The organism is Herbaspirillum robiniae, from assembly GCF_002213415.1.
Lineage (GTDB): Bacteria > Pseudomonadota > Gammaproteobacteria > Burkholderiales > Burkholderiaceae_D > Herbaspirillum > Herbaspirillum robiniae.
Genome location: NZ_NJGU01000001.1, coordinates 999,465 through 1,025,226 on the forward strand (window position 1 = coordinate 999,465; position 25,762 = coordinate 1,025,226).

At 66.0% G+C, this 25,762-nt stretch carries 22 protein-coding genes; 7 read left to right on the top strand and 15 right to left on the bottom strand.

The features are described from left to right. The first annotated feature begins 106 nt into the window (after positions 1 to 106). Positions 107 to 2,188, top strand: coding sequence for an excinuclease ABC subunit UvrB (uvrB, locus tag CEJ42_RS04430; protein ID WP_079215617.1), 2,082 nt, complete (start codon positions 107 to 109; stop codon positions 2,186 to 2,188). Between the two features lie 214 nt (positions 2,189 to 2,402). Next, positions 2,403 to 3,206, top strand: a complete 804-nt coding sequence (locus CEJ42_RS04435; protein ID WP_088750120.1) for a uracil-DNA glycosylase family protein — start codon at positions 2,403 to 2,405, stop codon at positions 3,204 to 3,206. Here CEJ42_RS04435 and CEJ42_RS04440 read toward each other — a convergent pair. From CEJ42_RS04440 to CEJ42_RS04450, 3 genes are all read right to left on the bottom strand, one after another. Beyond that, entirely contained in the window at positions 3,186 to 5,093 is a 1,908-nt protein-coding gene (locus CEJ42_RS04440; protein WP_129587670.1) for a methyl-accepting chemotaxis protein, read from the bottom strand. The genes CEJ42_RS04435 and CEJ42_RS04440 overlap by 21 nt on opposite strands. A 265-nt stretch (positions 5,094 to 5,358) precedes the next feature. Further along, positions 5,359 to 7,359 carry a methyl-accepting chemotaxis protein gene (locus CEJ42_RS04445; RefSeq protein WP_088750122.1) on the bottom strand — a complete coding sequence of 667 codons (2,001 nt, stop codon included), beginning with the start codon at positions 7,357 to 7,359 and terminating at the stop codon, positions 5,359 to 5,361. A 524-nt stretch (positions 7,360 to 7,883) separates the two neighbouring features. Next, complete coding sequence (locus CEJ42_RS04450; protein WP_079215621.1) at positions 7,884 to 8,138, bottom strand: hypothetical protein; 255 nt, start codon at positions 8,136 to 8,138, stop codon at positions 7,884 to 7,886. Positions 8,139 to 8,241: 103 nt separating this feature from the next. Here CEJ42_RS04450 and CEJ42_RS04455 point away from each other — a divergent pair, with 103 nt between their 5' ends. Beyond that, positions 8,242 to 9,180 carry a LysR substrate-binding domain-containing protein gene (locus CEJ42_RS04455; protein WP_079215622.1) on the top strand — a complete coding sequence of 313 codons (939 nt, stop codon included), beginning with the start codon at positions 8,242 to 8,244 and terminating at the stop codon, positions 9,178 to 9,180. A gap of 37 nt (positions 9,181 to 9,217) precedes the next feature. Here CEJ42_RS04455 and CEJ42_RS04460 read toward each other — a convergent pair whose 3' ends face one another. The 5 genes from CEJ42_RS04460 to CEJ42_RS25365 all read right to left on the bottom strand — a co-directional run bounded on the left by CEJ42_RS04460 (position 9,218) and on the right by CEJ42_RS25365 (position 12,473). After that, positions 9,218 to 9,535, bottom strand: coding sequence for a putative quinol monooxygenase (locus CEJ42_RS04460; RefSeq protein WP_079215623.1), 318 nt, complete (start codon positions 9,533 to 9,535; stop codon positions 9,218 to 9,220). 97 nt (positions 9,536 to 9,632) lie between these two features. After that, the gene (locus CEJ42_RS04465) at positions 9,633 to 10,565 is read right to left on the bottom strand and encodes a metal ABC transporter substrate-binding protein (protein ID WP_079215624.1); all 933 of its coding nucleotides are present in this window, start codon (positions 10,563 to 10,565) and stop codon (positions 9,633 to 9,635) included. Between the two features lie 32 nt (positions 10,566 to 10,597). Then, positions 10,598 to 11,485 carry a metal ABC transporter permease gene (locus CEJ42_RS04470; RefSeq protein ID WP_079215625.1) on the bottom strand — a complete coding sequence of 296 codons (888 nt, stop codon included), beginning with the start codon at positions 11,483 to 11,485 and terminating at the stop codon, positions 10,598 to 10,600. Beyond that, the gene (locus CEJ42_RS04475) at positions 11,482 to 12,327 is read right to left on the bottom strand and encodes a metal ABC transporter ATP-binding protein (protein WP_088750232.1); all 846 of its coding nucleotides are present in this window, start codon (positions 12,325 to 12,327) and stop codon (positions 11,482 to 11,484) included. Before CEJ42_RS04475 ends, CEJ42_RS04470 begins: the two co-directional genes overlap by 4 nt. A 14-nt stretch (positions 12,328 to 12,341) precedes the next feature. Next, positions 12,342 to 12,473: a hypothetical protein gene (locus tag CEJ42_RS25365; protein ID WP_269087228.1), complete on the bottom strand. Its 132-nt coding sequence runs from the start codon at positions 12,471 to 12,473 to the stop codon at positions 12,342 to 12,344. A gap of 258 nt (positions 12,474 to 12,731) precedes the next feature. On the opposite strand from CEJ42_RS25365, the gene CEJ42_RS04485 reads away from it, so the two are divergent. From CEJ42_RS04485 to CEJ42_RS04500, 4 genes are all read left to right on the top strand, one after another. Continuing rightward, positions 12,732 to 13,313: a DUF2796 domain-containing protein gene (locus CEJ42_RS04485; RefSeq protein ID WP_088750124.1), complete on the top strand. Its 582-nt coding sequence runs from the start codon at positions 12,732 to 12,734 to the stop codon at positions 13,311 to 13,313. Between the two features lie 165 nt (positions 13,314 to 13,478). Continuing rightward, positions 13,479 to 14,207 (top strand): ABC transporter ATP-binding protein, encoded by a 729-nt coding sequence (locus tag CEJ42_RS04490; protein ID WP_088750125.1) that lies wholly within the window; start codon positions 13,479 to 13,481, stop codon positions 14,205 to 14,207. Beyond that, positions 14,204 to 15,472: an ABC transporter permease gene (locus CEJ42_RS04495; RefSeq protein ID WP_079215628.1), complete on the top strand. Its 1,269-nt coding sequence runs from the start codon at positions 14,204 to 14,206 to the stop codon at positions 15,470 to 15,472. The genes CEJ42_RS04490 and CEJ42_RS04495 overlap by 4 nt, the downstream gene beginning before the upstream one ends. Before the next feature lie 15 nt (positions 15,473 to 15,487). Further along, the gene (locus tag CEJ42_RS04500) at positions 15,488 to 16,264 is read left to right on the top strand and encodes a DUF3299 domain-containing protein (RefSeq protein ID WP_088750126.1); all 777 of its coding nucleotides are present in this window, start codon (positions 15,488 to 15,490) and stop codon (positions 16,262 to 16,264) included. A gap of 1,615 nt (positions 16,265 to 17,879) precedes the next feature. Here the strand turns inward: CEJ42_RS04500 and CEJ42_RS04505 are convergent. The 7 genes from CEJ42_RS04505 to CEJ42_RS04535 form a co-directional block, all read right to left on the bottom strand. Beyond that, positions 17,880 to 18,548 carry a DUF2026 family protein gene (locus CEJ42_RS04505; RefSeq protein WP_079215630.1) on the bottom strand — a complete coding sequence of 223 codons (669 nt, stop codon included), beginning with the start codon at positions 18,546 to 18,548 and terminating at the stop codon, positions 17,880 to 17,882. Between the two features lie 784 nt (positions 18,549 to 19,332). After that, positions 19,333 to 19,650 carry a hypothetical protein gene (locus CEJ42_RS04510; protein WP_079215631.1) on the bottom strand — a complete coding sequence of 106 codons (318 nt, stop codon included), beginning with the start codon at positions 19,648 to 19,650 and terminating at the stop codon, positions 19,333 to 19,335. A 479-nt stretch (positions 19,651 to 20,129) separates the two neighbouring features. After that, positions 20,130 to 21,323 (bottom strand): M20 aminoacylase family protein, encoded by a 1,194-nt coding sequence (locus tag CEJ42_RS04515; RefSeq protein WP_088750127.1) that lies wholly within the window; start codon positions 21,321 to 21,323, stop codon positions 20,130 to 20,132. A 67-nt stretch (positions 21,324 to 21,390) separates the two neighbouring features. Next, positions 21,391 to 22,803 (bottom strand): M20 family metallopeptidase, encoded by a 1,413-nt coding sequence (locus tag CEJ42_RS04520; protein ID WP_088750128.1) that lies wholly within the window; start codon positions 22,801 to 22,803, stop codon positions 21,391 to 21,393. A gap of 110 nt (positions 22,804 to 22,913) precedes the next feature. Beyond that, complete coding sequence (locus CEJ42_RS04525) at positions 22,914 to 23,774, bottom strand: ATP-binding cassette domain-containing protein (protein WP_088750129.1); 861 nt, start codon at positions 23,772 to 23,774, stop codon at positions 22,914 to 22,916. Beyond that, positions 23,771 to 24,781, bottom strand: a complete 1,011-nt coding sequence (locus CEJ42_RS04530; protein WP_088750130.1) for an ABC transporter ATP-binding protein — start codon at positions 24,779 to 24,781, stop codon at positions 23,771 to 23,773. The genes CEJ42_RS04525 and CEJ42_RS04530 overlap by 4 nt, the downstream gene beginning before the upstream one ends. Positions 24,782 to 24,812: 31 nt before the next feature. Beyond that, positions 24,813 to 25,730, bottom strand: coding sequence for an ABC transporter permease (locus tag CEJ42_RS04535; RefSeq protein ID WP_079215636.1), 918 nt, complete (start codon positions 25,728 to 25,730; stop codon positions 24,813 to 24,815). Positions 25,731 to 25,762: the final 32 nt, after the last annotated feature.

Sequence of the window (25,762 nt, forward strand, 5' to 3'; positions counted from 1 at the left end):
TGACACCTATTCGCGCTGACGGAATTTCCGGCCTGCAACGCCCTCTTTTCAGGCGGCGGCCGCACCGCCAGCAGGCAACCATCAACCGGACAGGCTACCGACCACCATGGCAGAACTGACAACGATCAATCCCGAGCTGGACGACAGCAAGTTCATCACCTTCCCCGACTCGCCCTACAGGCTCTACCAGGTCTTCCCGCCGGCCGGCGACCAGCCCGCCGCCATCGAGAAGCTGGTCGAAGGCGTCAACGACGGCCTGTTCTTCCAGACCCTGCTGGGCGTGACCGGCTCGGGCAAGACCTACACCATGGCCAACACCATCGCCCGCCTGGGCCGGCCGGCCATCGTGTTCGCCCCCAACAAGACGCTCGCCGCGCAGCTCTACAGCGAGTTCCGCGAGTTCTTCCCGCACAACGCGGTCGAGTACTTCGTCAGCTACTACGACTACTACCAGCCGGAAGCCTACGTGCCGCAGCGCGACCTGTTCATCGAGAAGGACTCCTCGATCAACGAACACATCGAGCAGATGCGCCTGTCCTGCACCAAGTCGCTGATGGAGCGGCGCGACGTGGTGATCGTGGCCACCGTCTCGGCCATCTACGGTATCGGCAATCCGAACGAATACCACCAGATGATCCTGACGCTGCGCGCCAAGGACAAGGTCAGCCAGCGCGACCTGATCGCACGCCTGATCCAGATGCAGTACACGCGCAACGAGGTCGACTTCGGCCGCGGCACCTTCCGGGTGCGCGGCGACACCATCGACGTGTTCCCCGCCGAACACGCCGAGCTGGCCGTGCGCATCGAGATGTTCGACGACGAGATCGACAGCCTGCAGCTGTTCGACCCGCTGACCGGGCGCGTGCGCCAGAAGATCCCGCGCTTCACCATCTACCCCGGCTCGCACTACGTGACGCCGCGCTCGACGGTGCTGCGCGCCATCGAGACCATCAAGGACGAGCTGCGCGAGCGTCTCGAATTCTTCCGCAAGGAAAACAAGCTGATCGAAGAGCAGCGCCTGGAGCAGCGCACCCGCTTCGACATCGAGATGATGACCGAGATCGGCTTCACCAAGGGCATCGAGAACTACTCGCGCCACCTCTCCGGCGGCAAGCCCGGCGATCCGCCGCCCACGCTGGTGGACTACCTGCCGCCCGACGCGGTGATGTTCCTGGACGAGTCGCACGTGCTGATCGGCCAGTTGAACGGCATGTACAACGGCGACCGCGCGCGCAAGGTCAACCTGGTGGATTACGGTTTCCGCCTGCCCTCGGCGCTGGACAACCGGCCGCTGAAGTTCGACGAGTTCGAGAAGAAGATGCGCCAGACCGTGTTCGTCTCGGCCACGCCGGCCGACTACGAAAAGACCCACGCCGACCAGGTGGTCGAGCAGGTGGTGCGCCCGACCGGCCTGGTCGACCCCATCATCGCGGTGCGCCCGGCCACCACTCAGGTGGACGACCTGATGCAGGAGATCACCGACCGCATCGCCAAGGATGAGCGCGTGCTGGTGACCACGCTGACCAAGCGCATGGCCGAACAGCTGACCGAGTTCCTGTCGGACAACGGCATCAAGGTGCGCTACCTGCACAGCGACATCGACACCGTGGAACGGGTGGAAATCATCCGCGACCTGCGCCTGGGCACCTTCGACGTGCTGGTCGGCATCAACCTGCTGCGCGAAGGCCTGGACATCCCCGAAGTCTCGCTGGTGGCGATCCTGGACGCCGACAAGGAGGGTTTCCTGCGCTCCGAGCGCTCGCTGATCCAGACCATCGGCCGCGCCGCGCGCAACCTGAACGGCATGGCCATCCTCTACGGCGACGTGGTGACCGACTCCATGCACAAGGCGATCGGCGAAACCGAACGCCGCCGCGCCAAGCAGATGGCCTTCAACGAAGCCAACGGCATCGTGCCGACCGGCATCAAGAAGGAGATCCGCGAACTGATCGACGGCGTGTTCAACCCGTCGGAAGCGCGCGCCGAGCTGATGGTGGCGCAGGAGCAGAAGAACTACGAGGCCATGAGCGAGAAGCAGATCAGCAAGGAGATCAAGCGCCTCGAGAAGCAGATGCAGGAGCACGCCAAGAACCTCGAGTTCGAAAAGGCGGCGGCGGCGCGCGACCAGCTGCATGTGCTCAAGCAGCAGCTGTTCGGAGCGCCGGGCAGCGATACGGCGGCGGCCTAGGATTGCACGGCGCCGCTTGCCGCGCACTTTGCCGGCAGGCGCGCCTGCATACGCCCTGCGGACGACTCGGGGCCGACGGCCAGCAGATGTTCATGCAGCTCCGCCACGCGGGTGCCGTTCGTCCTGAGTGGCGCCGCAGGCGCGTATCGAAGGCGCGCCGCACTTGCCGTTATACAATCCCGCCTTTCCGACGACGGCCACCCGCAATCTCCCCATGACCACGCCCTCCACTTCCCTGCCCGCCGACCTGCTGGGCCTGATCCAGACCGCCCATCCCTCTTGGCACGCCGCGTTGCGCGCCGGCCTGGAGGCGATCGCCAAGGCCGATCCGGCCTATCTCGGCGTGCTGGCGCAGGACCACTACCTGCCCACCGAAGGGCGCCTGTTCGCCGCCTTCAGGCAGCCCATCGGCGCGGTGCGTTATGTACTGGTGGGCGAAGGCCCTTACCCGCGCGCGGCCAGCGCCACCGGCGTGTGCTTCATGGACGGCGCGGTAGGTTCGCTGTGGTCGGACAAGGGCTTGTCCAAGCAGGTCAACCGCGCCACGTCGCTGCGCAACTTCATGAAGATGCTGCTGGTGGCGGACGGCGCCCTGCAGGCCGGCAACACCAGCGGCGACGCGCTGGCCGGCATCTCGGCCGCGGCCCGGGCCGATACCCAGGGCACCATCCAGACCCTGGCCGACCTGCAGGCCAACCTCGAGGGCCATGGCTTCCTGCTGCTCAACGCCAGTCTGGTGTTCCGCGAACATGTGGCGCCGGTCAAGGACGCCAAAGCCTGGAAACCTTTCTTCGAGACGGTGCTGCGCGCCCTCGCCGAACATGCCAGGGCCGCCGCCGCGCCGCTGCCGACGCTGGTCCTGTGGGGCAAGATCGCAGAACAGCTGCACAGCCTGCCGCTGGTGGAAGACTTCCCGCGCGCCGTGGCCGAACATCCCTACAACCTCAGCTTCATCGAACATGCGGGCATGCAGCAGCTGTTCGGCGCCATGCAACTGTTAGCGCTGCGCCAGGCCTGATTCCGCAGCTCCCCGTGATCCCGCGGGGCCGCCCTGTTCCGGCGCCGCATGCCCGTCGTCGGCCCCGGCCGGGTGAAGCAGCTGCACCATGTCGTGCAAGGCCTGCGCCTGCCGGTGAACCTCCTTGGCGGTGCCGGACAGACGTTCCGAGATATCCGCGCTGTATTGCAGCGCGCCCGAGAACTGCTCCACCGCGGCGTTGATCTGCGCCAGGTCGCGCGCCTGGCGCTGCGAGGTGGCGCTGATGCGCCCGACCAGCTCCGCGGTGCTGGTGATCGAGGGCAGCAAGCCGTGCAGCATCTCTCCGGCTTTTTCCGCCGTGTCCAGGCTCTGGCCGGTTATTTCCGACACGTCCCTGGCGGCCTGCTGCGCGTGCTCGGCCAGCTTGCGCACCTCGCCGGCGATCACCGCAAACCCCTTCCCCTCCATGCCGGCGCGCCCGGCTTCGATGCCGGCGTTGAGCGCCAGCAGGTTGGTGCGATAGGCGATCTCGTCGACGTCGCGCACGGACGCCGCGACATTGCGCATCGCCGCGACCGTGAATGACATCGCCATGCAGCCTTCGCGGGCCTCGGCGTCGGACTTCTCGGCGATCTTCGCGGTCTGCATCGCGTGCTCGTTGTTCTCGTAGATGGCCTCGCTGACGGTGCGCATGGCGGCCGAGGTTTCCTCGATGCTGGAGGCCTGCTGCTGGGTGCTGTTGGCGATTGCCATCGAGGCGCTGTTGAGTTGCCCGGCCGCCGAACTGAGGGCGCCCGCGCGCCGGTGCAGTTCGGCCATGACGCGCGAGAGCGTGTCGGCCATGTGATGCATGGCGGCCAGGATGCTGGTGCGGTCGCCGGGCCGCAGGGGAACATCGTGCGAGAACTCGCCGCGCGCTATGCGGCGGGCGATCTCCGCTACCTCGCGCGGCTCGCCGCCGACGCTGCGCAGGATGCGCAAGCTGACCGCCGGCAGCAGCAGGAGCGTCAACAGCGCCGCCACGCCAGCGGCGGCGACGGTCTGCCACATGCGCCGCGACGCCGCGCCCTGCAGCTCCTCGGCCGCGCCGCCGATGAGGTCGAACTGCTCGGCCTGCAAGATCTGCAGCGACGCGATGCGCTTGCTGGCGATGTCGAACCAGGCGCCCGCGTCCAGCTCCGCGAACGCCCCGGCCAGGGCCGACGCGCGCGTCTCCACTACCTGGCTCCATGCCGGGCTGCCCTGCAAGGCGCGGTAGCGATCGCGCATGGCCTGTGTGGCGAACAGCAGGAACTGCCGTTCATCCCCGCTCTGGGTGCCGATGACGATGGCCACGCCATCCCGCTCCCCCTTGGCGAAAGCGCCGTTGCCGATCACGCCGTTGAGCAGGCCGCGCTCCCGTGCGGCGCCCTCGATCAGGCTGGTCAGGGTGAAGGAAGCGAAGGCCATATCGGTCAGCGCCGGCATCTGCATCTGGCGCAGCAGATGGCTGCTGTCGGCCATCACTTCGCCGATCAGTCCGCTGTATTGCCTGAATGCCGCCTCCGGGGGCAGCCCGGCGTTGTCGATCTGCGCGCGCAGGCGGCGCACTAACTCACGCGGCTGCGCCGCTGCGGGCAGGTCGGCCGAATCCAGCGCGAGATCGGTGCGCTGGCGCGCCTGCATCATCTCCTGCCGCCGATCGGACGCGTTTTCATCCGCCCCGCGCCTGCCGCCCGGCACGCCGTTGCTGCGGCCGCGCTCGACCTGCAGCACGCTGATCAGGCGGTCATTGGCGCGCATGTGCCGCACGCCGGCAGCGGCCTCGCGCATATGCGCCATGGTCGACATGGCGTCGCGCACCAGATAGCCGGACAAGGCCAGGAAGCCGAGCAGCGGCACCGCCGTCAGCACCAGCAATTGCATGTGTAGGCGAAACTTGAACACTTGCCGCACCTCCTTTGCACCAGAGAAGCGACCGCAGGCGAACTACGGTCGGCAAGGCATCGCAACACCGGCGCAGCAAGACTTGTTCCAGCCGCGCTTTCCGGTCAAGCCATCATTGTCTTGCACAACGCCGTTGCCAAAAGAGAAAGCAACGGCGGGAAAACCCGCCTGGAAAGCAGATATGGCGTCCACGCAACGAAAAAAACGGCAGAGGAAATGAAAATGTCCGGCCTGGGCCGGACATCGGGTGCCGTGTCAACGGGGATCAAAACTCTTCCCAGTCCTCACCGCCGCTGGCCTTGGCGGGCGCAGCCTTGGCGGCGGCAGCGGGGGCAGGCGCGGCGGCCGGCCGGGGCGCATCTGCTGCCGCCGCCCCCCTGGCCGGCAGCTTGCTGATGGTCGCGGCGGGCTTGCGGGCCGCGACGGCAGGTCCCTTGCGGGGCGCTTCAGCCGGCGCCGCGCGCCTGTGCGCGCCGCCCTCGTCCTCCAGCTTGAATCCCGCCACCACGCCGGCCAGGTGCGCCGCCTGTTCCTGCAGCGACTTGGCGGCCGCCGCCGCCTGCTCCACCAGTGCGGCGTTCTGCTGGGTGGCCTCGTCCATCTGCGTGACCGCGTTGCCGACTTCGGCGATGCCGGCGCTTTGCTCCTGGCTGGCGGCGCTGATCTCGCCGACGATGTCGGTCACGCGCCGCACGCTGGCGACCACTTCATTCATGGTGGAGCCGGCCTGTTCCACCAGTTGGCTGCCGGCCTCGACCTTGTGCACCGAGTCGTCGATCAGCAGCTTGATCTCCTTGGCCGCCGTGGCGCTGCGCTGGGCCAGCGAGCGCACCTCGGACGCCACCACCGCGAAGCCGCGCCCCTGCTCGCCGGCCCGCGCGGCTTCCACCGCCGCGTTCAGCGCCAGGATATTGGTCTGGAAGGCGATGCCGTCGATCACGCTGATGATGTCGACGATCTTGCGCGAAGACGCATTGATCGAGCTCATCGTCTCCACCACCTGCCCCACCACTTGTCCGCCATGCACCGCGACGTCGGATGCCGAGACCGCCAGCTGGTTGGCCTGGCGCGCGTTGTCGGCGTTCTGCTTGACGGTGGAGGTCAGTTCTTCCATGGCCGAGGCGGTCTCTTCCAGCGAGCCGGCCTGCTGCTCGGTGCGCGCCGAGAGGTCCATGTTGCCGCTGGCGATCTCGCTGGAGGACACCTTCACCGATTCGCTGGCGCGGCGGATTTCCAGCAGCGTGCGCGCGATCTTGTCGGTGAAGTGATTGAAGGCGGTGGAAATCTGCGCCAGTTCGTCCCGGCCGGAGGCATCGAGGCGGCGCGTCAGGTCGCCCTCGCCGGAGGCGATGTCTTCCAGCGCGCTGCGCACCACGCCCAGACGATGCAGCAGGCGGGTGATGGTGAAGGTCAGCAGGACCGCCGCCACCACGATGGCCAATACCGCCAGCACCGCCGACAGGCCCATCAGGGTCCGGATGGAATGCGTGCCTTCGGCATAGTCGAGCGCCACCGCCAGCGACCAGTCGGTGCCCTCGATGGGCTGCACAAAGAGCAGGTACCGGGCGCCGCCGATGACCGCCTCGCCGCCCTGGCGCATGCTCGCCAGCGACTGCGCGCTCAGGTTCTGGTCGAGCGCCGAGACCGGCTTCAGGGCCAGCTCCTTGTTGGGATGGGTGACGATCACGCCGTCCTTGCTGACGATGAAGGCGAAGCTGGACGGCGTCGGCTTGATGCCGGCCACATTGCGCACGACGTTGTCGAGCTGCACGTCGGAGCCGACCACGGCCTGCAAGTTGTCCTTGCCGCCGACGGCCTCGGCGAAGGTCACCACCAGCTTGCCGGTGGTGGCGTCCACGTAGGGCGACGTCAGCACCGGCTTGCCGGCGTTGACCGCCTGCAGGTACCAGGGCCGGCCGGTCGGGTCGTAGCCCGGCGGCATCGGGTGCAGGGCCAGCATGCGCTTGTCGGGATAGCCGATATAAGCGTCATCGAAGGCGCCCGCCTCCATGGCGCCGGCGATGATGGGCAGCGGGTCGCTCTGCTTGAGCCCCTGTTTCATGGCGCCAGTGATGGTGCGCTTGCTGCGCACCCAATCGGCGATATTGGCCGCGTGGCTGTCGGTGAGTTGGGCGGTCTGCGCTTGCAGCGCCGCGAGGGTATCGCGCCTGACGGTGAAGATATTGGCGACACTGAGAATGATCATGGCGAGCGCCACGATCAGGACACAAATCACGATCAAACGCGCGCGTAACGACGACAGCATGGTTTTCCCCTTCTGTATGAAGCAAAACGACGGAACATGTTGTAGTTGTCGACGCCTGCGCGCGTCCGGCTCGGCGCATCCATGAACGGATGCGGCGGCGGCGCTGCGCAATTCCCCCGGCATCGTTGGCCGCGGGCGGCAATCCCCTTCTCTGCGGCTCAATATAGCAGCGACTTATTTCATTGTCATTTCGAAAAGAGGATGTGCTGCGCAAGCGGGGGGCGGCGGCGGCGCGCATGAAAGCGCGCCCGGAAAACAACAAACCCCGCATCAGCGGGGTCTTGGCGGGGAGTGGCAGTTCAGCCTGAACGGCTGCCTGCGCCTGGCATCTGCAGGTCTGGACTGGACATCGATCTGGTCCGTCCGCGGCTCCGGTCTGGCGGAGCCGGTCTCTTTCTATGGTGCCGGAACTCTCCGAGTCCGACATCTTGCTTCAATGGCGTTGCGGCTTCATGCCTGGCTTACCGACCTCATGGCGCGATCAACTTCTCGCCCGAGGGTACTTCCATGCCCGCGCGGGCGCTTCAGATCTGCGATTGCAGCTTCCAGACGGCGTGCAGGTGGCTGTTTTCCAGCTGGCGCAGACGGGTTTCCAGTTCGACGTGGTCGGCGACGCCTTCGAAGTAGGCTGCGTCGTGCAGTTCGTCGGCATTGTTGCGCACCGGCTTCAGGGCGTGGGCCGCGATGATTTGCTGGACGGCGAACTTGGCCAGCTCGACCAGGGCGCGCAAATTGTTAGAAAAACCGGCATCTTTTACAAATATACTAACGGTAGACATGATCTTTACTCACTTATAAACGTTTCGGTGATTGAAGAATAAGGTCGCCCCTGGCTTTTGCAAAGCAACATTTTCCGACACCACTATAAGTTTTTCTAACATCATGTCCTCCTCCCTACCCCCGCTCAAGGCCCTCCGGGTGTTCGAAGCGGCAGTCCGGACGCGGAGTCTGACGCTGGCGGCCAGCGAGCTTTTCATCACCCACAGCGCGGTCAGCCAGCAGATCAAATCGCTGGAGGAATTCTTCGAGCAGCCGTTGTTTTTGCGCCAGTCGCGTGGCGTGGAGCCAACAGAAGCGGCGCTGGCCTTCTACGCCGAGGTCAAAGCCAGCCTGGACCGGATCGCCCTTGCAGCTGAGCAACTGTCGCTGGCCGGCAAGAGCCGCGTGGTCCGCCTGATCGCGGCGCCATCGGTGGCCATGCGCTGGCTGATCCCGAGGCTGTCGCAGTTCCAGATCGACAACCCGCGCATCGAAGTGCGGGTGACGACCACCATGTCGGAGTACTTCGAGGACGTGAAGGATCCCTTCGACGTCATCATCTGGCGCAGCCCGCTGGAGCGCGGCGGCTACGAATGCGTGCGCTTCCTGGACGACGTCTCGGTGCCGCTGGTCTCGCCGCACTTCCTGGAATCGCATCCGATCAAGGTGCCGCGCGACCTGGTCGAGGTGCCGCTGATCCACCTCTCAAGCCGCTCGGCGGCCTGGTCGCAATGGCTGGGCAAGGCCGGCGTGGCGGTGCGCAGGAAGATGCCGGGCACGGTCTACGAACACTTCTTCCTGAGCCTGCAGGCGGCCGCCACCGACCTGGGCGTGGCCATGGGAACGCTGGCGCTGGTGGACGACGACCTCTCGCACGGCCGGCTGATCCAGCTGTTTCCGGAGGTGGTGCTGCATGGGGAGGGGTTTCACATGATGTACCGCAGCTCGGCCGATTCGAACCCGGCGCTGAAGACCTTCATCACGTGGTTAAAGCAGATGGGACAAGCTTCCGCCTTTGATCCGGAGCATACGCATCCGGCGGACTTCCCCGGCGAACACTGAGGCTGAGCGCCTGAGGCCGGGGAAGATTGCCGGCGGATCAGTCCGCCGACTTCAGCACATGCACCGCGCGGTCGGCGATGAGGTCCTTGGACTTTTCACGGTAGTCGGCCATGTGCGGCAGCGTGAAGTGCAGCTTCAGCGCGTCTTCGCTGGTCCACTTCTCGACGAAGGCGAAGGTGTCCGGGCCCATCGGCGCCTGGTTGGGACCGAAGCCGTCGACGTCGATGACCAGTCCGTATTCGATGCAGCCTTCCTCGGCGCGCACGGCGGCGAGGTTGGCGCGGGCGATGTTGAGCAGTTCTTCGCGCTTGCCGGGCTTGGCGGTGATGATGGCCACGACGGTGATGGTGCTCATGCTTGTCTTCTCCTTATGGGGTGCGTTGAAACGCGCCGGGCGTGGGCCCGGCGCGCAGGCCACAAGCATACGCGATTTGACCGGGGCTTGTCGGTCCTCAGTTGAGGCGGATCTTTTCCAGCAGCTGGCCGACGTTGTAGCGCATCAGCGAGAGATAGTCCGGCGCCGGGCCGCCGGCCTTGGACAAGGCGTCGGCATAGAGCTTTCCGCCGGCCGTGACGCCGGCTTCGCGCGCGATCTGCTGCAGCAGCTTGGGATTGGCCATGTTCTCGAAGAACAGCGCCTTGATCTTCTCGGCCTTGATCTGGCGGATCAGGCCCGCCATTTCCCTGGCGCTGGGCTCGCTGTCGGTGGACACGCCCTGCGCGGCCAGAAAGCGCACCTTGTAGCGCGCGCCGAAGTATTCGAAGGCGTCATGCGAGGTGATCACGCGACGCTTGGCTTCGGGGATCTGCGCGAACTGCTGCGCGGCCCAGCTGTCCAGCGCCTGCACCTTGGCGACATAGGCTTCGCCGTTCTTGCGATAGGCGTCGGCGCCCGCCGGATCCAGCCTGGCCAGGGCGGCAGCGACGTTGCGCGCGTAGACGATCACGTTCTGCGGATCCTGCCAGGCGTGCGGGTCATCCTTGCCATGGTGATGGTCATGCCCTTCATGGCCGTGCTCATCATGGTCGTCGTCGGCGCGCTCGCGCGCCTTGATGCCGGCCGAAGCCGTGACGATGGCGCCGCGGTAGTTGGCCGACTGCGCCAGGCGCTCCATCCAGCCTTCAAAGCCCAGGCCGTTGACCACCACCAGTTTGGCGCGCGACACCGCCTTGATGTCGTCCGGCGCCGGCTGGAACACGTGGGCGTCCTCGTCCGGCCCGACCAGGGTGGTGACGGCGATGCGTTCGCCGCCGACATTGGCGACGATGTCGCCCAGGATGCTGAAACTGGCGACCACCGGGATGCGCTCGGCGGCGCTGGCGGAAACGCTTGCCGCCAGCGACAGGCCGGCCAGCAGGAGGGAAAACGGGCGAAGCAGGTTCATGCGGACTCCGGAAGCGAAAAACGAAAAGGGGTTCAGCCCTGCAGGTGCGGCCGGCGCAGCAGGCGCGGCAGCCAGCCGCGCGGCGCCAGCAGCAGCGAGGCGGCATACAGCACGCCGGCGCAGACGATGATCACCGGGCCCGACGGCACCGAGGCGTAGTAGGAAATCAGCAGCCCGGCATAACCGGCGATGGCCGCCTGCAGCACGCTGTTGCACAGCTGGGCCGGCAGGGTGTCGTGCCACAGCCGGGCCGAGACCGCCGGCAGCATCATCAGGCCGACCGCCATCAGGGTCCCCAGGGTCTGGAACGAAGCCACCAGGTTCAGCACCACCAGCATCAGGAAGATCTGCTGGTAGATGGCCCCGCCGCTGCGCCCGCCGCCCACGGCCATGTAGCCGGGGTCGAAACTCTCCAGCAGCAGGCCGCGGTACAGCGCCGCGATGGCCAGCACGCTGGCGCTGGCCACGCCGGCGATCAGCAGCAGGCCCTCGCCGTCCACGCCCAGCACGTTGCCGAAGAGTATGTGCAACAGGTCGAGCTGGGTGCCGTGGCGCGAGATCAGGATCACGCCCAGCGCCAGCGCCACCACGTAGATGGCGGCCATGCTGGCGTCTTCCTTCAGCTCGGTATGGCGGCTGATCCAGCCGGCCACCGCCACCACCAGCACGCCGGCGGCGAAACCGCCGATCGACAGCGCCGGCAATGACAACCCGAAGAAGATGAAGCCCACCGCCACGCCCGGCAGCACCGCATGGCTCAGCGCTTCGCCGAACAGGCTCATGCGGCGCAGCGTGAGCAGCACGCCCAGCGGCGCGCTGCCCAGCGCCAGCGCGAAGGCGGCCACCAGGGCGCGGCGCATGAAGGAGAATTCCTGAAAAGGCTCGATAGCGAACTGGTGGAAAGCGGACCACAGCGTCATTGCAGGCCGCCCTTCTCGCCGGCGCCATGATGATGGCCTTGATGCGGGTGGGCGTGCGCATGGCCGGCGTGATCGTCATGCAGGCGCGACAGCGCCAGCACTTCGCTTTCGCTGACTTCGCAGATGTCCGCGTGTTCGTCCACCGCCTCGGCCATGGCGCGCGCGCGCAGCAGGTTGTCTTCGCACATGACGTCCGCGGTATCGCCCCAGGCCACCACGTTGCGCGCCAGCAGCAGCGTCTGCGGAAAGGCGCGGCGCACCTGGTCGTGATCGTGCAGCACCGCGATCACGGTGCGGCGCTCCGCATGCCAGGCCGAGATGATGCGCAGCAGGTCGCCGGTGGTGCGGGAGTCGATGGCGTTGAAGGGTTCGTCCAGCAGGATCACCTCGGCGTCCTGCAGCAGGATGCGGGCGAACAGCACGCGCTGGAACTGCCCCACCGACAGGCTGGACACCGGCCGCCCGGCAAAGCCGTCCAGGCCGACCGCGGCCAGGGCGCGACGCGCGCGCTCGGCCATCTTGGCGTCGATCCCGCCCCAGTTGCCCTTGGCCTGCCAATAGCCCAGCAGCACGCAATCCAGCACCTTGATCGGGAAGCTGCGGTCGATCTCGGCCTGCTGCGGCAGGTAGGCGATGCGGTGCGCATCGACGTGGGTGACGACGCGCCCGCCATTGCAGCGCACCAGCCCCAGCATGGTCTTGAGCAGCGTGCTCTTGCCGGCGCCGTTGGGGCCGACCACGGCCGTCAGCGAGCCGCGCGCGAAGGCGCCGTTGACGTGGTGCAGCGCCGGATGGCGGCGGTAGCTGACGGTCAGGTTTTCCAGCGAAATCACATCGCTCATGACGGCATCCATGTTCAGCCCTCCCCAAGCGCCCACATCACGCCCAGCCACAGCAGCAGGCATATCGGCAGCACCGCGAGCACGCGCTGCCACCAGGGGCTGGCGAGCACGCCCTGCTTCATCAACAAACGGGAAAGAACCGACACGGCGAGAACCTGACTAAGTAAGTAGAAGCAACAGGGCCCGAACGCGGCGGCAGCGGCAATATGTAGCCCGGCCGTTGCGCCAGCATTCGCAACCCTGTTGCAAAAATTGGGAAAGACCGAATTATAATGCAACCCTGTTGCAGAATGTAACAAGACTGAATTTTTCTGCGGCCCGGGTTCACAATGCCGAGTTTGAGCCGTTCCATCCATGCAGCATCCACGCACCTTGTCCCGCGACAACAATACGGAAAAACGCTTATGTCCCGCCTGACCAAAGCCCTGCCCCTCCTGCTGTCCCCGCTGCTCTGCCTGCCCGCGCTGGCGGCCGACGGCCATGATCACCACGGCAACCATCCGGCCCACGTGCACGGCGTGGGCAAGCTGGACGTGGCGCTGGAAGGCAATACGCTGACGCTGCACCTGGACTCGCCGCTGATCAACCTGGTCGGCTTCGAGCATGCCGCCACCTCCACCCGCGACAAGGACACCGTGGAAGCCGCCGCCAAGATGCTGCGCGACGTCACCCGCATCTTCGTGACCGACGCCGCCGCCCAGTGCAAGCCGGCCGAAGTGCAGCTGGAATCGGCCGTGCTGCCGCCCGCGCTCCTGGGCGAGAAGGCGGTCACCACGCCCGAAGCCGCGCCCAATGACGGCCACGCCGACCTCGACGGCGACTTCACCCTGGTCTGCGCCAGCCCCGGCGCGCTCAATACGGTGGACGTGGCCGGCCTGTTCCGCGCCTTCCCCGGCTTCCAGCGCATCGATGTGCAACTGGCCACGCCCAAGAAGCAGGCCGCTTTCCAGCTGGCGCCGGGCAACAGCGCCATTCCGATCAACTGATCGGGCCGCGCTGCGGCGTCCTGGCTGGGGAGTCAGGCCGTTGACAGCATGCCGGGGTATCATCGCCCCTGCTCCCGAGCATGTCCCTGGCCGTCGCCGTCCCGCCCGGTATCAGCATCGGCATCAGATGCGCGCATCACCAGATTTTCCGCAGCAAGTCCCGACATGAACCAGCCTCAGCAAGACAGCAGCGCGATCAGCCTGCGCGACCTCAGCTTCACCTGGCCCGGCCAGCCGCATCCCGCGCTGGCGCTGGACGAATTGCGGGTGGCGCCGCGCGAGCACGTGTTCGTCAGCGGCCCCAGCGGCAGCGGCAAGAGCACGCTGCTGGCCACCATCGGCGGTATCGTCGCGCCGCAGTCGGGCAGTGTCGCGGTGCTCGGGCAGGCCCTGCAGGACCTGCCTGCCGCGCGACGCGACCGCTTCCGGGTCGACCACATCGGCTTCATCTTCCAGCAGTTCAACCTGCTGCCCTATCTCTCCATTACCGACAACGTGCTGCTGCCCTGCCAGTTTTCCGCCTTGCGCCGCGAGCGCGCCCTGCAGCAGGGCGGCAGCCTGCAGCAAGCTGCGCAATCGCTGCTGGCCGCGCTCGACCTGGCGCCTTCGCTATGGACGCGGCCGGTCACGCAGCTGTCGATCGGCCAGCAGCAACGGGTGGCGGCGGCGCGCGCGCTGATCGGCCGGCCCGAGATCATCGTCGCCGACGAGCCCACCTCGGCACTGGACAGCAACCGCCAGCAAGCCTTCCTCGACCTGCTGCAGCGCGAGTGCGACCACGGCGGCGCCGCGCTGGTGTTCGTCAGCCACGACCTGCGCCTGGCCGAGCGCTTCCACCGGCGCATCGCACTGGAACAGATCAACCGCGCGGCCGCGCCCGAGGAGTCTGCATGAAGCTGCTGCTGCGCCTGGCCGCCAAGAGCGCCTGGAACCGCCGTTTCACGCTGGGCCTGATGCTGCTGGCGATTGCCCTGTCCACCACCATGCTGCTGGGCATAGAACGGGTGCGCCATGAAGTGCGCGCCGGCTTCTCGCAGTCGGTGTCCGGCACCGACCTGGTGGTGGGCGCGCGCACCAGCCCGATCCAGCTGATGCTGTACGCCATCTTCCGCATCGGCGGCGCCACCAACAACATGGGCTGGGACAGCGCGCAGGCGCTGGCGCGCAACCCTGCCGTGGCCTGGACCATCCCGATCTCGCTGGGCGACTCGCACCGCGGCTTCCCGGTGCTGGCCACCAACGGCGATTATTTCCGCCACTTCCACTACGGCGACGGCCATGCGCTGCAACTGGCGCAGGGCCGGCCTTTCGCCGAGGTATTCGAGGCAGTGCTCGGCGCCGAGGTGGCCGACAAGCTGCACTACAAACTGGGCGACCACATCGTGCTGGCGCACGGCATGGGCGGCGCCCAACTGGCCCAGCACGCCGACAAGCCCTTCGTCGTCACCGGCATCCTGGCGCGCACCGGCACGCCGGTGGACCGCACCGTGCACATCGGGCTGGACGGCATGGAAGCCATCCACCTCGACTGGGAAGGCGGCGCGCCGCTGCCCGGCCTGCACATCGCCGCCAACCTGGTGAAAAAGTTCGACCTCACCCCCAAGAGCATCACCGCCGTGCTGGTGGGCCTGAAGAGCCGCGCCCGCGTGTTCGCCCTGCAGCGCGACATCGCCGACGGCGAGGGCTTGCGCGAACCGCTGATGGCGGTGCTGCCCGGCGTGGCGCTGGACCAGCTGTGGGACGTCGTGGGCATCGGCGAGAACGCCTTGCTGGTGGTGTCCGGCATGGTGGTGGTGGTCGGCCTGGCCGGGCTGGTGGCGGCCATCCTCGCCAGCCTGGGCGAGCGCCGGCGCGAGCTCGCCATCCTGCGCTCGGTCGGCGCGCGGCCGTGGGATGTGTTCCTGCTGCTGTCGGTCGAAGGCCTGGGCGTGATGCTGGCCGGCGTGGCGCTGGGCGTGCTGTTGCTGACCGTGCTGCTGCTGGCGCTGGGTCCCACGCTGGCCTCGCAGTTCGGCATCGCGCTGCAGCCTGCGTGGCCTGCCGCCGGAGAATTACAATTGCTGCTCTGGACCGTCGTCGCCGGTTTCGCCGCCAGCCTGCTGCCGGGACTGCGCGCCTACAGGCTGAGCCTGTCCGACGGCCTTACCCCGAGAATCTGAACACCGAGTCCTGCTATGAAAACCCTCTATTGGATAGGCGGCATCGTCGCCGCCGGCCTGCTCGTCGGCACCGGCGTGCGCCTGGCCGCGCATTCCGGCGACGACAAGGATGCCGCCCCCGTCACCAACCCCGCCAACGCCGCCACGGCCGCCGGCCAGCCGCTGGCCAGCAGCGTACCCGCGGTCACCGCCCGCGCCGACGGCGGCAGCACGGTCGACGGCGTGGCCGCCGCCACCGGCGGCCCCTACCAGGTGGGCGACCACCTCAGGCAAAGCGTGACCGACACCGACCAGCCGTACAAGGCCTCCGGCAAGACCGTCAACGGCTACCAGGAAATCGCCTGGGAAAGCCTGATCCCCAAGGACTGGGACGCCATGGCGCCGTTCAAGGGCCTGAAGCTGGACCAGATGCAGGACGACGACCCGCGCGCCGACGCCGCGCTGTGGAAGGCCAAAAAATACTGGAAGCAGGCGCCGGTCGATACCGCGATGGAAGGCCGCGCGGTGCGCCTGCCGGGCTTCGTGGTCTCGCTGGACCGCGAAGGCGAGGCGCTCAAGGAATTCCTGCTGGTGCCCTACTTCGGCGCCTGCATCCACGTGCCGCCGCCGCCGGCCAACCAGATCATCCACGTCAAGAGCGCCAAGGCCGTCAAGGACGTGCGCACCATGGACGCGGTATGGATCAGCGGCGTGATCAAGGTCGAGCGCTCGGATTCGTCGATGGGCGCCTCCGGCTACAGCATGACGGCGGTCAAGGTCGAGCCCTACACCGCGCCGGACAACAACGGCTGAAGCCTCCCCTCTCCATGCGCCGGCCCCGGGCAGCGGGCCGGCGCCTCCCCTTCCCCGCCCCACGCTTATTCACAGATTTTGGTGGCAAGCCTGTGGACAAGGCCTTAACAAGCCAGGCAAGTCCTTGATCGCAAAGGCCTTTTCAATGTCGCGACAAGATGCGGCGAAAAACAGGCAACTCGTCCCGGCGAGGCGAAATCGCCCGCCATTCCTCTCGAACGCCCGCCCTCCGATCCCGCACATATCCACACTTTTTGGTGGCAAGCCTGTGGAAAAGCCGTTAACAAGCGCTCCAAGTCATTGATCGCAAAGCACTTTTCCCTCGCGCGGCAGGACGCGGCAAAAAACAGGCAGGCCCCGGTGAAGGAGAGCACTCTCGCGCCACGCCAACGTTCCTCCCCGGCGCCCGCACAACTATCCACATATTTTGGTGGCAAGCCTGTGGACATCACCTTAAGAAGTCACTTAAGCCCTTGATTGGAAAGCGCTTTGTGCCGGCGTCGCAAAGCCGGGCAAAAAACAGTCAAACGGCGAAAAAACGGGGCTTCGGAGCTGCATGGCCTGGTCGCGACCTGCCATGACATATCCACATTTATTGGTGGCAAGCTTGTGGAAAAGCACTGAACAAGCAAGACAAGCCCTTGATCTGAAACGACTTTCCGCGCGCGCAGCAAAGCGCGTCAAATAGCAGGCAGCCGGACGGCAGCTAGGCCAGGCCGTTCTTGGGTCTCCAGATGCGCCGGCGTCGCACCGGGATATCCACATTTTTTGGTGGCAAGCCTGTGGAAAAACCGTTAACAAGCGCCTCAAGTCATTGATAGGAAAGCACTTTTCATCTGCGCAGCAGGAGCAGGCGTCCGACCCGGCAAAAAACCGCCGCCGCCGGAACGGCGCAGCCCGCCTGGCCGTCCCGGCGGATATCCACACATTCTGGTGGCAAGCCTGTGGAAAAGGCGTTAACAAGCGACTCAAGTCATTGAAACAAAAGGACATTCACTTCCTGACCGGCATCGGGCAAGAAAGCGGCATCGGGGGGAAGGAAAGAAAAGAAGAAAGGGAAAGCCAGAGCGCCAGAGGCGTCACCCGTCCACGGCTCACGACAAACCATGGACGGGTGTGGACGCACCCCGCGCCGCGTGACCGGGTCGGCTTTCGCCTGCCGGGAAGGGAGGATCGCGGCTTCCAACACGTGTGCGTACTGCCGGGTTACAACGCCACTGTCCGGCGTGGGCGTGAAGCTCTCGAGAGAGATCGAATTCGGAACGGGCCTGGCCCGCGGAGAAAAAATAGCCTGCGATGCGCTCGCATCGCAGGCGAAACATCTGCAACAGGTACAGAGGAGACAGGTGGGATATTAATGACCCCGTGTTACACGGGAATGACATCGCGCGATCCGATCGCGCGAAAGAAATTCAGGAGGGAAATACGGCCATGTCACGATGGCGTCACATAGCCCGGTTATCGTTACGGCTCTAGTGCGGTACATGCAACCGATATGCATGATCGCATGGTGTGTTGGACGCTCGTCCAGCACACCCTCCTTCGGAGGCGTCCGCCTCAATTCTCCAAGACACCTGATTGAACAGCGCCAGAGCGACTGCGAACGCCTTGCGGATTACCAGACGCCGTCGATGGCGGTCGCAATCAATTTGATGCGCGAGACTTCGCCCTCGCCACCCTGCAGCGCCAGGTCGTCGGGCATGGACTTGGGCGGCTTGCGGTACCAGTCGATGCAGACCTGGGACAGGTTGGTCAGCGCCTTCTTGGCCATGAACTGCTGCAACAGCTCGCGCGTGAGTTCGAGATTGGGGGCAAGGTGGAAGTCACCCGGCGCTGACAGCGCGGGGACGTCGGCGCTCATGCGGCCGAGGCTCTTCTGGAACATGCGGCGAGGCACCGGGAGCGCGTGGCCCGCCGCGGCGAGCAACTCCTGAAATACCGGCGCCATGAAGTCGATTGCATAACCATCGCATTGAACCCAGGTATGGAATGCGTCATGGTTGCTCGATACGCTGCGGGCGTCTTCGCCCAGCGTGCCGAAGGACAGCGCGCCGCCGCCCTCCTGGTTGATCAGGTAGAACGCCGCGCCTGCAACGGGAAACGCATTGCGTTTATAAAACTTCTTCAGGATCTGTGCCGCGGTGACGCTGAAGAAAAAGCTTGCGGCCGGGATGTCGGCTTCGACGCTCTGGAGCACGGAATGCACGACGCGGAAAATGCGCTGATAGTCGGCCAGCGGAATCAGCGGGCGCAGGTTCTGGGAGGATGGTGATGAGTTTTGCATGCCGCCATTTTCTCATGGAAAAGAACGGGCAAGCCGCTAGGCCGCTTCAGGGAGTGCAGCTGCACACTCCCGCTGCGTGACGCGCATGGGAACATTCGCGGATTCACGACTTGCCGTTCCACCCTCAAGGACTGCTTTACAGCTACTGCTTTGCTACGGGCACTGCCACTACAGGTACTGCTGCTACAGATGCTGCTACAGCGACTACGGACTGCCGGTACTGCCACTACCCCACTACGGGTACTGCGACTGCAACTGCAACTACGGGTACTGCATTGCCTCTGCTGCGATACTTCTACTGCGGCACTGCTACTGCGGTACTGCCATTGCGATACTGCTACTGCGGCTCTATTGCTTCGGTACTTCTACTGCATGCACTTTGCTGCGGATACATCTGCTGCGGTACTGCCACTACAGGTACAAGCGATACTGCGATACCACGACTGCGAACTGCATACTGCAAACTCCCTGCTGCGAATTACGAACTGCGAACTGCGAATTACATGCTGCTCTGCTGCACTACTGCATTGCTTCTACTGCTTGCTGCGAACTCCGGCTTGAGCACCACTACTCTTGCGGATTCCTTGCTGCTACTGCTTCACTTCAAACCATACTGCCACTGCGACTGCCACTCCCCGGCCGCGATCCTCCGCGGCCCTGCTGCATCCCCTTGCTGCTCCCACTCCCCTTCCCGAAACCGTCGTGGTGACTGCTCACGGCCCCGTTTCGCGCCACGGCCTTCCGTTCCCCACGGAACGCCCGGCGCCGCATTCATTCGTTTCGTTCAGACATCGTCCTTGCGCTGACCATGCAGGAAGCAGGTGCAGTTCAGGTCGTGATGCTCGGCGCAGTGGCGCAGCGACTGGCGCACCTCGACGTCGGCGAACATCGGTTCCGGACCGATCTCGGCGCTCGAGAACAGCAGCGCCGACGCGTTCATCGCTTCGGGATCACGACGGCCTGCGTCGTCCAGCGACACTTCCATGCGACCCCACTCGCGGTCGGTCTTCACGAACAGGTACATCAACACGGTGCAGAACATCAGGTAGCTGATGAACATCAGCGTGATCTCACCCGGTACGGATTCGGCGACGAAATGCATGGCGACCTCCTATCAACGATTCATCAACAAGGGTCCATAGTTCAAATCGGCAATTCGTCCTGCTGCTCCGAATCCGGTGATACAGACCGCGTTTCATTGATGCTCATGGTAGGCATTTGGCGACCCGACAACTATCGGGGAATTCCTGATTCTGGAAGGCCGCTATGGCGTCTGCGCCACATAGGGAAAAACCCGAGAAAACGACCCCGAAAACGGATCGCGAAAAGACAGCGCCGGCCACGCGACAGCCAGGGCCGGGCCGGCGCCATGGATGAGCTTGGCGGCGAGCGCAAAGAAGAGCGGAAAAAAGAAAACCCGCTTGGCTTGCGCGAGGCGGGTTCAAACTCAAATGTCCAAGTCCAGGAGGTTTGAGGAGACGGGTTCACTATATCGAAGCAGCTCCCGGACGTGAACGAAACAATCGTCATTCGCTTATTCGCCGGCGGCATAAGCAGCGCCGGCGCGACTTTGCATGCGCTTCAGCCCGGCTTGACCGGCATCCAGCGCTCCACCAGGCGAGTCCAGTAGGCCGCACCCACCGGAATATTCTCGTCGTTGAAGTCGTAGCCCGCGTTGTGCAGCATGGGCTTGCCCTGGCCGTTGCCCACCCGCAGGAAGCAACCCGGACGCTGCTGCAGGAAGTAGGCGAAGTCTTCGCTGCCGGCGATCGGGCCGAACGACGGAATCACGTTTTCCTCGCCCACCAGCTCGGCCGCCACGCCGCGAGCGAACTCGGTCTCGGCGTCGCTGTTGACCAGCACCGGATAGCCGCGCAGGTATTCCACCTCGGCGCGCGCGCCGTAGCTGTCGGCGTGGGTGGCCACCAGCGCGCGGATGCGCTGCTCCAGCAACTCACGTACGTCCTGCTTGAAGGAGCGCACGCTGAGCTCCATCGTCGCGTACTCAGGAATGACGTTGGCGGCATGGCCGGCGTGCAGCGCCCCCACGGTGATCACCGCCGTCTCCATCGGGTCGACGTTGCGCGAGACCACGGTCTGCAGCGCCATCACCAGGCTGGCCGCGGTCACCACCGGATCGACCGAGAGATGCGGACGCGCCGCGTGGCTGCCGCGGCCGACGATCCTGATCTTCACCGTATCGCAGGCGGCCATGAACGGCCCGCTGCGGAACATGAAGGTGCCGGTGGCCACGCCCGGATGGTTGTGGATGCCGAACACGGCGTCGCAGGGGAAGCGGTCGAACAGCCCGTCCTCCAGCATCTTCTGCGCCCCGCTGTTGAAGCCCGCCTCCTCGGCCGGCTGGAAGATCAGGTTCAGCGTGCCGTCGAAGTTGCGCGTGCGCGCCAGGTGTTTGGCCGCGCCCAGCAGCATGGCGGTATGGCCGTCGTGACCGCAGGCGTGCATGGTGCCGTGCTTGCGGCTGGCCCAGTCGAGGCCGGTTTCTTCGTGGATGGGCAAGGCGTCCATGTCGGCGCGCAGGCCGATGCTGCGTGCGCCGCCGCCGGCGCGCAAGGTGCCGACCAGGCCGTTGCCGCCGATGTTGCGGGTCACCGCATAGCCCCATTCTTCCAGTCGCGCCGCCACCAGCGCGGCGGTGTCGGCCTCCTCGAAGGACAGCTCGGGATGCTGGTGGATGTGACGGCGGATGCCGACGATCTCATCCTTGATGTCGTCCAGGTCGGCGACCTGGCACAGCGTATTGGCGTGGCTCATTGTTGTTCTCCGTGGGTATCCGTATAGCTCGGTGCAGGGCCGTGCATGGCCGTCGAACGGCGGCCGTTCAGGCCATCGCCGCGCGGCGTGCCATGACCTGCGTGCCCTGCTCCGCCAGATCCCAGAACAGTCCCGCCATTACCTGCAGCGACTCGCGCGAAACGCTGGCCAGTATATGCTCGTTGGGCGCGTGCTGCGAACAGGCCGGATAGGAGTGCGGCACCCACAGCGTGGGCAGGCCCAGCGTCTGCGAGAACACGTCGTTGGGCAGGGAGCCGCCCAGGTTGGGCAGCAGCGTGGGCTTCTTGCCGCTGGTCTCCTGCATCGAGGCCAGGCCCCAGCGCACCCATTCGTCGTCCGGATCGAGACGGGTGGCGGCGAACTGCACGCCCGACAGCGTGACCTCGACATCGCTGTAGCCGTGGGCGTCCAGATGGGCGCGGATGTTGGCGATGAAATTGGCGTCGTCGCTGCCGACCACGAAGCGGATCTGGCAATGCGCGCTGGCGTGGCCGGGAATGGCGTTGACCGGCGCTTCCGGATTGCCGGTCTTGAAGGCCAGCACTTCCAGCGTGTTCCAGCCGAACACGCGCTCGGCCGGCGTCATGCCGGGCTCGCCCCATTCGGCGTCCACTTCCGGATCGGTGGCGCCGCCGCCGACCTGCACGCCCGCCAGCGCCTCGCGCACGCTTTGCGGCAGCGAATCGGGCAGCAGGCTGGGCACGCGGATGCGGCCGCGACCGTCGACCAGGCAGGAGATGGCATTGGCCAGGCGTACCCCGGGGTTGCGCAGCAGGCCGCCCCAGTTGCCGGAATGGTGGCCGCCGTCGCGCAGGTTGACCTTGAGGTCGAAATTGCAGCCGCCGCGCGAGCCCAGGAACATGGTCGGCGTGGGCGCGTTCACGCGCGGACCGTCGGAGGCGATGAACACGTCCGACTTGAGCCGCTGCGCATATTGCCGGCAGACCGCGTTCAGGCCGGGCGAGCCGGTCTCCTCGCCCATCTCCAGGATCACCTTGACGTTGTAGCCGAGCTTGCCGGCGCGCGCCTTCATCACCTCTTCCAGCGCGGCGAAGTTGATGGTGTGCTGGGCCTTGTTGTCGGCGGTGCCGCGACCGTACCAGCGGTCGCCGTCGACCACGATCTGCCACGGCGAGAGGCCTTCGCGCCATTGCTTGTCATAGCCGCGCACCACGTCGCCGTGGCCGTAGGTCAGCAGCGTGAAGGCCGCGCCCGCCTCGATGCGCTCGCCGATCAGGAACGGGCTGCCGCCGGGCAGCGGGTTCTCGACCACCTCGCAGGCGAATCCCAAACCCTGCAGGTAAGGGATGATCTCCTGCGTCAGGTAGTCGTACAGGATGGGACGGCTGGCCGCCTCCTGGCTCTCGGTGCGGATCGCCACGCGCTTTTTCAGCACCTCCATGAAACGGCCTTCGTCGAAATACGCCTCCACGCCGGCGATCGCTTGTGCTCTGCTCATGCTGCTTCTCCTCTGGGTCTGGTTCAATGTGTCCGTCGGCGACGGCGCAGGCCTGCCTGCCCGCCTGGGCGTCGCCTCTTCGTGTCTGCGTCCTGCTGCAATGGCGTCGTTCAGGCGGCCGCGGCGAGTTCGGGAATGCCGCGCCCCGGGTCGGGCGTCAGCGCCGAAGCCAGCAGCATGCGCGTATAGGGATGCTGGGCGTCGCTGAAGATCTTCTCGCGCGACTGCAGCTCGACGATGCTGCCCTTGTTCATCACCGCCACCCGGTCCACCAGGTGCTCCACCACGCCGAGGTCATGGCTGATGAAGAGGTAGGTCAGGCCGAACTCGGCCTTCAGGTCCAGCAGCAGGTTCAGGATCTGCGCCTGCACCGACACGTCCAGCGCCGAGGTCGGTTCGTCGCAGATCAGGATGTCGGGGCGCAGGATCAGCGCACGCGCGATCGCCACGCGCTGGCGCTGGCCGCCGGAGAGCTGGTTCGGATACTGGCCGTAGGTGCGCTCGGGCATGCCGACCAGGTCGAGGATCTCGCGCACCTTCCGCTCCTGCTCGGCGGCGTTGCCGATGCCGTGCAGCTTCAACGGCAGGCCGACGATCTGGGCCACGGTCTTGCGCGGGTTCAGAGACGAATACGGATCCTGGAAGATCGGCTGGATATGGCGCGCGTTCTCGCGGCGCCGGGTCGGGTCAACCTCCTGGCCGTTGATCAGCACGTTGCCCGAGCTCGGCTCCAGCAGGCCCAGCAGCATCTTGGCCAGGGTGCTCTTGCCGCAACCGGACTCGCCCACCAGGCCCAGTGTCTCGCCCCGGTACAGGCGCAGCGACACGTCGTTGACCGCCTTCAGCGGCACCGGCGCCTTGAACATGCCGCGCTTCAATTGATACACCTTGGACAGCGCGCACAGCTCCAGCGCGATGTCGCCCTCCGGCGGCTCGGCCGGCAGCATTTTTCCCAGGTCGCCCATGTTCATGCCAGCACCTCCATCTTTTCGGTTTGCGCCATCGCGTCCAACTTGTGGCAGCGCGCGTAGTGCGGCGCGGCCGGGCCGCCCTTGTCTGGCATCGGCGGATCGGTCTCGCAGACCGCGTCGGCCAGCGTGCAGCGGTTGCGGAAGGCGCAGCCGCCGACATTGCCGACCAGGCTGGGCACCACGCCGGGAATGGCCTGCAACCGGCTGCCCGGCAGCGTCTTGCCGCGCACCGGGATACAGTTGAGCAGGCCGCGCGTGTAAGGATGGCGCGGTTGTTCGAACAGCTGGCCGACGTCGGTGGTCTCCACCACCTGGCCGGCGTACATCACCGCCACGCGGTCGGCGATGCGCGAAACCACGCCCAGGTCATGGGTGATGAAGATGACCGCGGTGCCGAACTCCTGCTGCAGCTCGCGGATCATGCGCAGGATCTGCGCCTGGATGGTCACGTCCAGCGCCGTGGTCGGCTCGTCGGCGATGATCAGGTCGGGGCTGCACATGAGCGACATGGCGATCATCACCCGCTGGCGCAGGCCGCCGGAGAGCTGGTGCGGATACTGGCGCAGGCGGTCCTCGGCGTTGGCGATGCCGGTGCGGTGCAACAGGTAGATGGCGCGCTCGCGCGCCTCGACGCGCGTCACGCGCGGCTGCTGCAGCATCGCCTCGCACAGCTGGTTGCCCAGCGTATAGGCCGGATTGAGCGAGGTCATCGGCTCCTGGAAGATCATCGACATGCGCTTGCCGCGCAGCTGCATCAGCTGCTTCTCGGCCATGCCGTTGAGGTCGGTTCCGTCGAACAGGATATGGTCGGCGCTGCACTGCGCGCGGCGCGGCAACAGGCCCATCAGCGCCAGCGAAGTCATCGACTTGCCGCAGCCGGACTCGCCCACCAGGCACAGCATCTCGCCGCGCCGGACCTGGAAGTCGATGCCGCGCACCGCGTGCAGCATGCCGTTCTCGGTGGGCAGGTCGACCTTCAGGTTTTTCACGTCAAGCAATACGCTCATGGCACTCTCCTTAGCGGCGCTCAAAATCGGATCAGTTGCGACCATCGGGCGCATTGACGTCGCGGATGCCGTCGCCCACCAGGTTGATGGCCAGCACCAGCACCGCCAGCGCCAGGCCCGGAATGACGATTACCCACGGCTTGAAGAACATGTAGGACTTGCCCTCGGACACCATCAGTCCCCACGACGGCGTCGGCGGCTGCACGCCCAGGCCGAGGAAGGACAGCGTCGCCTCCAGCAGGATCGCGTGCGCCATCTCCAGCGTGGCCACCACGATCAGCGCGCCCATGATGTTGGGCAGGATCTCGCGCACCAGAATGTAGGGCGTGGAGGCGCCGATGGATTTGGCCGCGGCGATGAATTCGGCGTCGCGGATCTGCTGCGTGGCCGAGCGTGTGACCACTGCGAAGCGGTCCCACAGCAACAGGCCCAGCAGGATGATCACCACCTTCAGCGAGCCGCCCACCAGCGACGCCATCGCCAGCGCCACCAGCACCACCGGCATGGCCAGGCGGGTGGTGATCAGGTAGCTGATGACGGCGTCGGTGCGCCCGCCGAAGTAGCCGGCCAGCACGCCCAGCGTGGTGCCGATCAGGCCCGAGATCAGCGCCGCCGCAATGCCGATCATCAGCGACACGCGGGCGCCGTAGATCAGCCGCGAGAGATAGTCGCGGCCCAGCTTGTCGGTGCCGAGGATGTGCTCCCAGCTGCCCTGCGCGTTCCACACTGGAGGAATCAGGCGCGCCGAGACGTCCTGGTTGAACGGGTCATGCGGCGCCAGCAGCGGCGCGAAGATCGCCGCCAGCACGATCAGCAGCAGCACGGTCGCGCCCAGCGTCAGGCCGCGGTGGCCGATCAGGCGGTTGAGCTTGCGGCGCCAGGCCGGCGCCGGCCTGATCGCGCCCTGCAGCAGCGCGCCCGGCTGCATGGTGGTGGTAGTGGTGGTCATGTCGGTTCCTTCGCGTCGTGGTTGGCGGCGAA

Bases quoted from the DNA above. Each gene is read 5' to 3' on its own strand.
- uvrB (WP_079215617.1), top strand. From the start codon at position 107: ATGGCAGAACTGACAACGATCAATCCCGAGCTGGACGACAGCAAGTTC.
- CEJ42_RS04435 (WP_088750120.1), top strand. From the start codon at position 2,403: ATGACCACGCCCTCCACTTCCCTGCCCGCCGACCTGCTGGGCCTGATC.
- CEJ42_RS04445 (WP_088750122.1), bottom strand. From the start codon at position 7,359: ATGCTGTCGTCGTTACGCGCGCGTTTGATCGTGATTTGTGTCCTGATC.
- CEJ42_RS04450 (WP_079215621.1), bottom strand. From the start codon at position 8,138: ATGTCTACCGTTAGTATATTTGTAAAAGATGCCGGTTTTTCTAACAAT.
- CEJ42_RS04455 (WP_079215622.1), top strand. From the start codon at position 8,242: ATGTCCTCCTCCCTACCCCCGCTCAAGGCCCTCCGGGTGTTCGAAGCG.
- CEJ42_RS04460 (WP_079215623.1), bottom strand. From the start codon at position 9,535: ATGAGCACCATCACCGTCGTGGCCATCATCACCGCCAAGCCCGGCAAG.
- CEJ42_RS04465 (WP_079215624.1), bottom strand. From the start codon at position 10,565: ATGAACCTGCTTCGCCCGTTTTCCCTCCTGCTGGCCGGCCTGTCGCTG.
- CEJ42_RS04470 (WP_079215625.1), bottom strand. From the start codon at position 11,485: ATGACGCTGTGGTCCGCTTTCCACCAGTTCGCTATCGAGCCTTTTCAG.
- CEJ42_RS04475 (WP_088750232.1), bottom strand. From the start codon at position 12,327: ATGAGCGATGTGATTTCGCTGGAAAACCTGACCGTCAGCTACCGCCGC.
- CEJ42_RS04485 (WP_088750124.1), top strand. From the start codon at position 12,732: ATGTCCCGCCTGACCAAAGCCCTGCCCCTCCTGCTGTCCCCGCTGCTC.
- CEJ42_RS04490 (WP_088750125.1), top strand. From the start codon at position 13,479: ATGAACCAGCCTCAGCAAGACAGCAGCGCGATCAGCCTGCGCGACCTC.
- CEJ42_RS04495 (WP_079215628.1), top strand. From the start codon at position 14,204: ATGAAGCTGCTGCTGCGCCTGGCCGCCAAGAGCGCCTGGAACCGCCGT.
- CEJ42_RS04500 (WP_088750126.1), top strand. From the start codon at position 15,488: ATGAAAACCCTCTATTGGATAGGCGGCATCGTCGCCGCCGGCCTGCTC.
- CEJ42_RS04505 (WP_079215630.1), bottom strand. From the start codon at position 18,548: ATGCAAAACTCATCACCATCCTCCCAGAACCTGCGCCCGCTGATTCCG.
- CEJ42_RS04510 (WP_079215631.1), bottom strand. From the start codon at position 19,650: ATGCATTTCGTCGCCGAATCCGTACCGGGTGAGATCACGCTGATGTTC.
- CEJ42_RS04515 (WP_088750127.1), bottom strand. From the start codon at position 21,323: ATGAGCCACGCCAATACGCTGTGCCAGGTCGCCGACCTGGACGACATC.
- CEJ42_RS04520 (WP_088750128.1), bottom strand. From the start codon at position 22,803: ATGAGCAGAGCACAAGCGATCGCCGGCGTGGAGGCGTATTTCGACGAA.
- CEJ42_RS04525 (WP_088750129.1), bottom strand. From the start codon at position 23,774: ATGAACATGGGCGACCTGGGAAAAATGCTGCCGGCCGAGCCGCCGGAG.
- CEJ42_RS04530 (WP_088750130.1), bottom strand. From the start codon at position 24,781: ATGAGCGTATTGCTTGACGTGAAAAACCTGAAGGTCGACCTGCCCACC.
- CEJ42_RS04535 (WP_079215636.1), bottom strand. From the start codon at position 25,730: ATGACCACCACTACCACCACCATGCAGCCGGGCGCGCTGCTGCAGGGC.